Annotated in this window: 7 protein-coding genes; 4 read left to right on the top strand and 3 right to left on the bottom strand. The window is 59.8% G+C overall.

Going from position 1 to position 8514, the window contains the following annotated elements:
• Positions 1-106 precede the first annotated feature (106 nt).
• Positions 107-871, bottom strand: coding sequence for an aminoglycoside phosphotransferase family protein (locus tag DW645_RS08320; protein WP_006236119.1), 765 nt, complete (start codon positions 869-871; stop codon positions 107-109).
• Positions 872-959: 88 nt separating this feature from the next.
• Positions 960-3608 carry a bifunctional acetaldehyde-CoA/alcohol dehydrogenase gene (adhE, locus tag DW645_RS08315; RefSeq protein ID WP_118227223.1) on the bottom strand — a complete coding sequence of 883 codons (2649 nt, stop codon included), beginning with the start codon at positions 3606-3608 and terminating at the stop codon, positions 960-962.
• 331 nt (positions 3609-3939) lie between these two features.
• Here adhE and DW645_RS08310 point away from each other — a divergent pair, with 331 nt between their 5' ends.
• A complete protein-coding gene (locus tag DW645_RS08310; protein ID WP_117564268.1) occupies positions 3940-4716 on the top strand; it encodes a transposase in 777 nt (258 codons plus the stop codon).
• Between the two features lie 255 nt (positions 4717-4971).
• On the opposite strand, the gene rpmB is transcribed toward DW645_RS08310, so the two are convergent.
• Positions 4972-5160, bottom strand: a complete 189-nt coding sequence (gene rpmB / locus DW645_RS08305) for a 50S ribosomal protein L28 (protein ID WP_022094725.1) — start codon at positions 5158-5160, stop codon at positions 4972-4974.
• Positions 5161-5611: 451 nt separating this feature from the next.
• On the opposite strand from rpmB, the gene pyrR reads away from it, so the two are divergent.
• The 3 genes from pyrR to DW645_RS08290 are packed head-to-tail and all read left to right on the top strand — an operon-like array spanning position 5612 to position 8418.
• Positions 5612-6196, top strand: a complete 585-nt coding sequence (gene pyrR / locus DW645_RS08300) for a bifunctional pyr operon transcriptional regulator/uracil phosphoribosyltransferase PyrR (protein WP_117654814.1) — start codon at positions 5612-5614, stop codon at positions 6194-6196.
• Between the two features lie 4 nt (positions 6197-6200).
• The gene (locus DW645_RS08295) at positions 6201-7145 is read left to right on the top strand and encodes an aspartate carbamoyltransferase catalytic subunit (protein ID WP_035138537.1); all 945 of its coding nucleotides are present in this window, start codon (positions 6201-6203) and stop codon (positions 7143-7145) included.
• Positions 7129-8418: a dihydroorotase gene (locus DW645_RS08290; RefSeq protein WP_118227222.1), complete on the top strand. Its 1290-nt coding sequence runs from the start codon at positions 7129-7131 to the stop codon at positions 8416-8418. The genes DW645_RS08295 and DW645_RS08290 overlap by 17 nt, the downstream gene beginning before the upstream one ends.
• Positions 8419-8514: the final 96 nt, after the last annotated feature.

The following is an 8514-nucleotide window of genomic DNA, read 5'->3' as shown; positions in this document are numbered from 1 at the left end:
CCAGCCATAAAAAAGCCTCCCATTCTTGTGTCCAAGAAATGGGAGGCAGTTCATATGAGCTGCGGGGTTTTCTTGTGCCTCCGATGCGAAATAAATCGCTCAGATATTACTGATAATCGACGACGTCGATCCAGTTCTTCAGGAACTCATCGTTCACGTTGCGCTTACGAGCGAGCTCGGAAGCGGCGACGATGCTCGTCCACTGACGCACGACCTGCATGGGCATGTCGGCGCGGTCGCAGTAGAGCTCCAAGTAGGCCTCAGCCTGGTCCTTGCTGTTGAGGGCGAAGAGCAGGTAGGTGGTGGCAACGTCGGCAGCAGGGGAGCCCTGGGTGGCGTGTGCCCAGTCGCACACATAGAGCTGGCCGTCGTCGCCGACGATGACGTTGGAGGGGTTGAAGTCGCCGTGGCAGACCTTGAACTCCTTGGTCATGCCGTCCAGACGCTCCTGAAGGTTGTAGCGCGTGGTGGCATTGAGCTGATCAAGGCTGTCGATCATGCGGGCGAACTTGTCGCGCTGACGGTTGAGCAGCGGGGAGGTATAGCCGTGGATCTCGATCTGGAGGTCGACGAACATCTCGAGATACTCACCAAAGCGCTGGGGCTCAGCAGTCATCTTCTCGGCAAGGGTGGTGCCCGGAACCTTCTCGGTCACGAGCGCCCAGCCGTTGGCGTTCTCGAGCTGGGAAACCTCGAGAGCCTTGGGGCTGCGGATGCCGCACTCATTGATGCGGGCAAGATTCAAAGCCTCGTTGAACACGTCGGAGACAGGCTTGGTCTCGTTAAAGACCTTGACGATCTTGTCGCCCAGGTCGTAAACGACCTTGTTGCCACGGCGGACGAGCTCGGTCTTGGAATCGGGTAGCAGCATGGTTGCATCCTTTCAACGATGCGATAGAAGCGACGGCGGGGGTGTGTGAAACACCCGTGCACCCCTGCCGTTAAAAACCGTGCTAAAACTAGCAGACGGCGTAGTCCTGAGGCTCGCGGCCGTAGTAGGCGTCCAGGTAGAGCTCCTTGATCTCGCTCATGAGCGGGTAGCGCGGGTTTGCGCCGGTGCACTGGTCGTTGAATGCCTGCTCGGTCATCTCGTCGAGGGTGTCGAGGAAGTACTGCTCGTCAACACCGTAGTCGGCGATGGTCTTCTTGACGCCGATGAAGTCCTTGAGTTCCTCGAGCTTCGTGATGAAGTTCTCGAAGACCTCCTTGTCGTCCTTGCCCTCGATGCCGCAGTACTTGGCCATCTCGGCGTAGTTGTGCAGCGCGTTGGGGTAAGGATACTGGGAGAAGGTACCCATCTTGACGGGAGCCTCGGCGGCGTTGTAGCGCATAACGCGGGTCAGGATGACGGCGTTGGCGAGGCCGTGAGGCAGGTGATGGAAGGCGCCGAGCTTGTGAGCCATGGAGTGGTTGAGGCCCAGGAAGGCGTTGGCGAAGGCCATACCGGCCATGCAAGAGGCGTTGTGCATCTCCTCGCGGGCATGCGGGTCCTTGGCGCCGTTCGTGAAGCTGGAGGGCAGGTTCTCGAAGACGAGCTTAGCAGCGCGCTCGGAGAGGCCCTTGGTGTAGTCGGAAGCCATGATGGAGACGTAGGACTCGATGGCGTGGGTCATGACGTCGATGCCGGAGGCAGCGGTCAGGCCGCGCGGGGCGGTCATGCAGTTGTCGGCGTCGACGATAGCCATGTTGGGGAGCAGCGCGTAGTCGGCGAGCGGCCACTTGATGCCGGTCTCCTTGTCGGTGATGATGGCGAACGGCGTGCACTCGGAGCCGGTACCCGAAGAGGTCGGGACGGCGACGAAGTAGGCCTTCTTGCCCATCTCGGGGAAAGTGAAGATACGCTTGCGGATGTCCATGAAGTCCATGGCCATGTCCTCAAACTTGCACTCGGGGTGCTCGTACATCATCCACATGATCTTGCCGGCGTCCATAGCGGAGCCACCGCCGACGGCGATGATGACGTCCGGCTCAAAGAGAGCCATCTGCTTGGCGCCGCGACGTGCGCACTGCAGCGACGGATCGGGCTCGACGTCGTAGAAGCAGTCGTGGGCGATGCCCATCTCGTCGAGCTTGGCCTCGATGGCGCGGGTGTTGCCATTCTTGAAGAGGAACTGGTCGGTGACGATGAAGGCGCGCTTCTTGCCCATGACGTTGCCAAGCTCGTCGAGGGCGACGGGCGTGGAACCCTTCTTGAAGTAGACCTTCTCGGGAGCGCGGAACCACAGCATGTTCTCACGGCGCTCGGCCACAGTCTTAACGTTGATCAAGTGCTTCACCCCAACGTTCTCGGAGACGGAGTTGCCGCCCCAGGAGCCGCAGCCCAGGGTCAGAGACGGCTTCATGCCAAAGTTGTACAGATCACCGATGCCGCCGTGCGAGGACGGGGTGTTGATGACGATACGGCAGGCCTTCATGACGTGCTCGAACAGGCTGATCTTCTCGGCCTGGGCGGGGTGCACGTACAGAGAGGCGGTGTGGCCCGGGCCACCGGCGAGCACCAGGTGCTCGGCCTTGTCGACGGCCTCCTGGAAGTCCTTGGCGTGATACATGGCCAGGACCGGGGAGAGCTTCTCGTGGGAGAACTCCTCCTTGGCGGGGTCGGTGGAGGTGACCTCGGCGATCAGGATCTTGGTCTTGGCAGGAACCTCGATGCCGGCGAGCTCGGCGATCTTGGCGGCAGCCATGCCGGGAATGCGGTGATCGAGAGCGCCGTTCTTGAACATGGCGGCACGCAGGGCCTCCATCTCGGCACCCTGCTTGACGAAGTAGCAGCCGCGCTTCTGGAACTCGGCTTTGACCTGGTCATAGATGGTGTCGATGACGGTCACGGACTGCTCGGAAGCGCAGATCATGCCGTTGTCGAAGGTCTTGGAGTGGATGATGGAGTTGACGGCGAGCAGCACGTCGGCGGTGTCGTCGATGATGACCGGGGTGTTACCGGCGCCAACGCCCAGGGCGGGCTTGCCCGAGGAGTAGGCGGCCTTGACCATGCCCGGGCCACCGGTGGCGAGGATGATGTCGACGTCGCGCATGACCATGTTGGTCAGCTCGATGGAGGGGACATCGACCCAGCCGATGATGCCCTCGGGGGCGCCGGCCTTGACGGCGGCGTCAAGCACGAGCTTGGCGGCGGCGATGGTGCACTTGGCGGCTGCCGGGTGCGGGGAGATGATGATGCCGTTGCGGGTCTTCAGGCTGATCAGCGTCTTGAAGATCGCGGTGGAGGTGGGGTTGGTCGTCGGGATGACGGCGCCCACGATGCCGATGGGCTCGGCGATCTTGGTGATGCCGTAAGCCTCGTCGCGCTCCAGAACGCCACAGGTCTTGGTGTTCTTGTAAGCGTTGTAGATGTACTCTGCGGCGTAGTGGTTCTTGATGACCTTGTCCTCAAGAACGCCGCGGCCGGTCTCCTCGATGGCCATCTTCGCCAACGGGATACGAGCCTTGTTGGCGGCCATGGCGGCCTCATAGAAGATCTTGTCGACCTGCTCCTGCGTGTACGTAGCAAAAAGCGCCTGGGCCTCTCGCATCTGAGCGAGCTTAGCCTCAAGCGCCTCTACGTTGTCCACAATTGCGGGAGTAGTGTTTTCCGGTGACTTTTTCACCATTTGTGTCTCCTTGCGATCGGAGATTTACCCTACGACTTGCATGATAGCAAGAAATTATTCGGCGAACGGCAAGATTCCCGTAAAAGGCATACTAAAACGCTTCAATAAACTGAAGCGTTTTAACTAAAACTATCTGCCAGTGCATCGCCCCGCTCATTGGGGACAGACTTACATGAGTGGTTTCACTCATTTGGGACAGACATCGATTTGCGATTTTGTCGTTTTGGGCCTGTTTTTGTTGCTGATTGGATATAAATAGGTCACAGGCTCAGCATTTCGCGTTCCTTCTCTCCTTTTAGGTGTTGCCTGTACGGCTTTGAAAGGAGAGACCATGCCCCGATGCGCCCGCGAAATTTCGCTCACCGGCTATTACCACGTCTTTGACCGCGGTAACTCCAAACAGATCATTTTTGAAGATGATTCCGACCGCTATCGTTTCCTATCGGACATATCGGACAGGTTTGCGTGCCATGACGTGGCGGTGTTGGCCTGGTGTCTTATGGACAACCACTTCCATTTGATGGTTGATGACCCATATGACAACCTTTCAAAGGCAATGCAGTGCGCGCTGACGGCGTATGCCAAGTATTTCAATGGGAAAACGGGAAGAACGGGCCATCTATTTGACAATCGCTATTCGCGGGTCGCGGTTGAGTCGGACACGCAGGCAGTGCAGCTGCTCGACTATATTCATCTCAATCCCGTGAAGGGTGCGCTTGACTCGCTCGAGGCGTACCGCTGGTCAAGCTATAAGGCGTATCAGCTGGGCTATGATCCCTTTGACATCTGTGATGCGGCCCCTATGCTTGATGTTGTCGGAGGCTCCCGTCGCTATTGCGAGCATCTCAAGAAAGTTGCCGGGCGCATCTGGTCAGTGGAGGTTCTTCCGCGCCGGCGGATCCCCGATGAGGAGGCCCTTTTCGTTGCGCGCGAAGTCCTGACGAGCATAGATCCTGCGTTGCTCAAGGCCCTGCCACGCCCCGAACGCGATGCCTGCCTGCTGAGGCTCAGGCGGGCACATCTCACGGTCAAGCAAATTGCCCGTATCACCGGTATCGGCGCCACAAGCGTGACCAAGGCTACTGCAGGCTGGAAGGATGCAGCGTGAGATAGGGGCCGGAGCCTATCGGGACGCCGCATGCGTGCGTCATGTCTGTCCCCAATGCGTGAAAACACTCATCTAAGTGTGTCCCCAATGAGTGGGGCTATGATCCCTTTGAAAAGTGCAAACACTCATGTAAGTCTGTCCCCAATGAGCGCAAAAAAAGGCGCCCTCCGTAGGGGAGAACGCCTTTGGTAAGTTCTATGTGAACGCGAGGTCTTTGACCCGGAGAGTCCGAGGTACTTGTTGGTAAGACCTTATTTAGGAGCGCGCAACCTTGCCAGACTTGAGGCAGGTGGAGCAAACGTTCATCTTGCGACGGTGACCATCGACAACGACGTAGACGCGCTGGATGTTGGGGCGGAACTTACGGTTGGTGACGCGGTGAGAGTGGCTGATGGAGCGACCGGCAACGGGGTGCTTACCGCAAACTTCGCAAACTTTGGACATAACTGACCCTCCTTGGGCGACAAACGAACATGTCGCGTTAACAAACAAGCCTGAACTATAGCACAGAAGCAGCTCCCTGTGCGTAATCTACACAGAGATATTCCTCTTTTGGCGATAGTGCTCACGCCACGGCCCTGGACGTAGATCCGATTTGCGTGCAGCAGAGGGGATTATGCCAGCTCGTGCGTGCGTTTTCAAGCTCGTCCCACAAATATATATAGGTTTATGGAGCATTGGGCTCCGTTTACGGATTGTTCTGTATTTATGCTCGCAATTAAGCTCGAGGTTGGCTACACTATCCCTTGACCATTAAAGGGGTACGAGATACCCACATGGAATTACATAGCTGCCAAAGAGCAGCCCTTCCTGTGGGTGTCTGGTCCGCTTTAAGCGGTCGGGCATCTATTTTTTTGACTGTGTCAGCAGTCAAGACATGTGAGGAAGGAGATCGATGGGCACGACTTCCCCCAAGGCGGTCATCATGGACGAGACCGCCGTCAATCGAGCGATGACCCGCATCGCGCACGAGATCCTCGAGCGCAACGAGGGCTGTGAAGACCTCGCTCTGGTCGGCATCGTCACGCGCGGCGACCTTCTGGCAAAGAAGCTCGCCGAGGAGATCAAGGAGATCGAGGGCGTCGACGTTCCGCTCGGCAGCCTGGATATCAGCTTCTACCGCGATGACTATGCGACCAATTTCGCTCCCGCGATCCACGCTACCAACATTCCCTTCAGCGTCGACGGCAAGCGCGTCGTGCTGGTGGACGACATCCTGTATACGGGCCGTACTATCCGCGCCGCTCTGGACGCCGTTATGGACCTGGGCCGTCCGAGCCGCATCGAGCTGGCAGTTCTCGTTGACCGCGGTCACCGTGAGCTCCCCATCTCGCCGGACTTTGTCGGCAAGAACGTTCCCTCGTCGCATGAGGAGAACGTGCACCTATATATGAAGGAAGTAGACGGCCGCACCGCTGTCGAGATTAACGACGTCGCGCCGGGTTCCCACGTGGGCTCCGCGCCGCTGGGAGGTGAGTAGTACCGTGGCGTTCAACCATAAGCACCTGATCGACATTACCGAGTACTCCGAAGAGGACATCAAGCTCATCCTCGAGACCGCCAAGGCGTTCTCCGAGGTCAACGAGCGTGCGATCAAGAAGGTCCCCACGCTCAAGGGCAAGACCATCGTCAACATGTTCAACGAGCCCTCGACGCGCACCCGCAGCTCCTTCGAACTCGCCGAGAAGCGTCTTTCGGCCGACAGCCTCAACTTTGGCGGCTCCTCGACCTCCACGGTCAAGGGTGAGAGCCTCGTCGACACCGTCGAGACCCTCAACGCCTACAAGATCGACTGCATCGTCGTGCGCGATAAGCACGCCGGTGCTCCCTACATCGTCACGCAGAACTCGCCCGCGAGCGTTATCTGCGCCGGCGACGGCAAGCACAACCATCCCACGCAGGCCCTGCTCGACCTGTACACCATCTGGGAGCACAAGGGTGACTTCCACGGCCTGAAGGTCGCCGTCGTCGGCGATATCGCGCACTCCCGCGTGTGCGGCTCGCTGATCCCCGCACTTAAGATCATGGGCTGCGAGACCTACGCCGTCGCCCCCGGCACGCTGCTGCCGCCGGCGCCCGAGGTCCTGGGCTGCGACCACGTGACGAGCGACCTCGATTCCGTCCTGCCCGAGCTGGACGTCGTCTACATGTTGCGCGTGCAGCAGGAGCGCCTCGAGGGCGCACCGTTCCCCACGATTCGTGAGTACCACAAGCTCTTCGGTCTGACCAAGGACCGCGAGAAGCTCATGAAGCCCGATGCGATTATCTGCCACCCGGGCCCCATCAACCGCGGCGTCGAGTTCGACTCCTATATGGCCGACCACCCGCAACGCTCCGTCATCCTGGAGCAGGTCTACGCCGGTATCTGCGTGCGTATGGCTATCCTGTATCTGCTGCTTGGAGGTGCCGATAATGGCCTTGCTTCTTAAGAATGCCCACGTCGTCGACCCGTCCGTCGAGCTTGACGGTGTCGTTGACGTCCTGATTGACGGCGATAAGATCGCCGAGGTCGGCGAGAATCTCGCCGTCGAGGGAGCCGAGGTCCGCGACCTTTCCGGCAAGTACCTCGTCCCCGGCCTGGTGGATATGCACGTTCACCTTCGCGAGCCTGGCTACGAGGTCAAAGAGGACATCGAGAGCGGCACCCGCGCTGCTGCCAAGGGCGGCTTCACCGGCGTGTGCGCCATGCCCAACACCGACCCCGTTACCGATAACGGTACCGTCGTTGAGTTCGTCAAGTCCCGCGCCGCCGAGGTCGGCCACTGCCGCGTCTATCCTTCTGGCGCCATGACCCGCGGTCTTAAGGGCGAGGCTATGTCCGAGATGGGCGATATGGTTGCCCACGGCGCCGTCGCCTTCACCGACGACGGTCGCGGCGTGCAGGGTGCGGGCATGCTCCGTCGCTGCATGGACTACGGCAAGATGTTCGGCAAGGTCTTTATGAGCCATTGCCAGGACGAGGACCTGGTCGGTCACGGTCAGATCAACGAGGGCAAGGTCTCTACCCGTCTGGCCCTCGAGGGCTGGCCGGCGGCAGGCGAGGAGCTGCAGATCGCTCGCGATATCGAGATCGCCAAGCTGACCGGTGCCAAGTTGCACATCCAGCATATCTCCACCGCCCATGGCCTGGAGCTCGTGCGTGCCGGTAAGGCCGCTGGCGTGCAGGTCACCTGCGAGGCCACCCCGCACCACATGTTCCTGACCGAGAACGACCTGGACGAGACCTACAACACCTCGCTCAAGGTCAATCCGCCGCTGCGTACCGAGGAGGACGCCGAGGCTATCCGTAAGGGCGTCATCGACGGCACCGTCGACGCCATCGTCACCGACCACGCTCCCCATACTCCGTGGGAGAAGGCCCGCGAGTTCGAGCTTGCGCCCTTTGGCATGATCGGCCTCGAGACTTCGCTGTCGCTTGTGCTCACCGAGCTGGTCAACACGGGCAAGATGAGCATGGGCCGCATGGTCGAGCTCATGGCCATCAAGCCGCGTGAGATCTTGGGTCTGGACCAGGTTCAAGTCAAGGCGGGCTCCGTTGCCGACCTGACCGTGTTCGATCCCGCTGCTACCTGGACGGTCGGCGAGGACGGTTACGAGTCGCGTGCCGAGAACTCCGGTTTTGCCGGCCGCACGCTCACCGGTCGTGCCACCGATGTGTTTGTCGGCGGTAAGCAGACGCTTGCCGACGGCTGCATCTGCTAGCATAGCCTTATCGCTTTTGTGCGCGGCGCCCTTGCGGTGCCGCGCTTTCTGTTCGCCTGAACCATGCAACCGCATGGGGGATTGGAGCGTCTATGC

This window comes from Collinsella sp. AM23-17 (genome assembly GCF_003470945.1).
GTDB classification, from domain to species: Bacteria; Actinomycetota; Coriobacteriia; order Coriobacteriales; family Coriobacteriaceae; genus Collinsella; species Collinsella aerofaciens_O.
Note: the sequence above shows the minus strand (reverse complement) of the source record. Positions and strands in the feature narration are given on the sequence as shown.

Bases quoted from the DNA above. Each gene is read 5' to 3' on its own strand.
- DW645_RS08320 (WP_006236119.1), bottom strand. From the start codon at position 871: ATGCTGCTACCCGATTCCAAGACCGAGCTCGTCCGCCGTGGCAACAAG.
- adhE (WP_118227223.1), bottom strand. From the start codon at position 3,608: ATGGTGAAAAAGTCACCGGAAAACACTACTCCCGCAATTGTGGACAAC.
- DW645_RS08310 (WP_117564268.1), top strand. From the start codon at position 3,940: ATGCCCCGATGCGCCCGCGAAATTTCGCTCACCGGCTATTACCACGTC.
- rpmB (WP_022094725.1), bottom strand. From the start codon at position 5,160: ATGTCCAAAGTTTGCGAAGTTTGCGGTAAGCACCCCGTTGCCGGTCGC.
- pyrR (WP_117654814.1), top strand. From the start codon at position 5,612: ATGGGCACGACTTCCCCCAAGGCGGTCATCATGGACGAGACCGCCGTC.
- DW645_RS08290 (WP_118227222.1), top strand. From the start codon at position 7,129: ATGGCCTTGCTTCTTAAGAATGCCCACGTCGTCGACCCGTCCGTCGAG.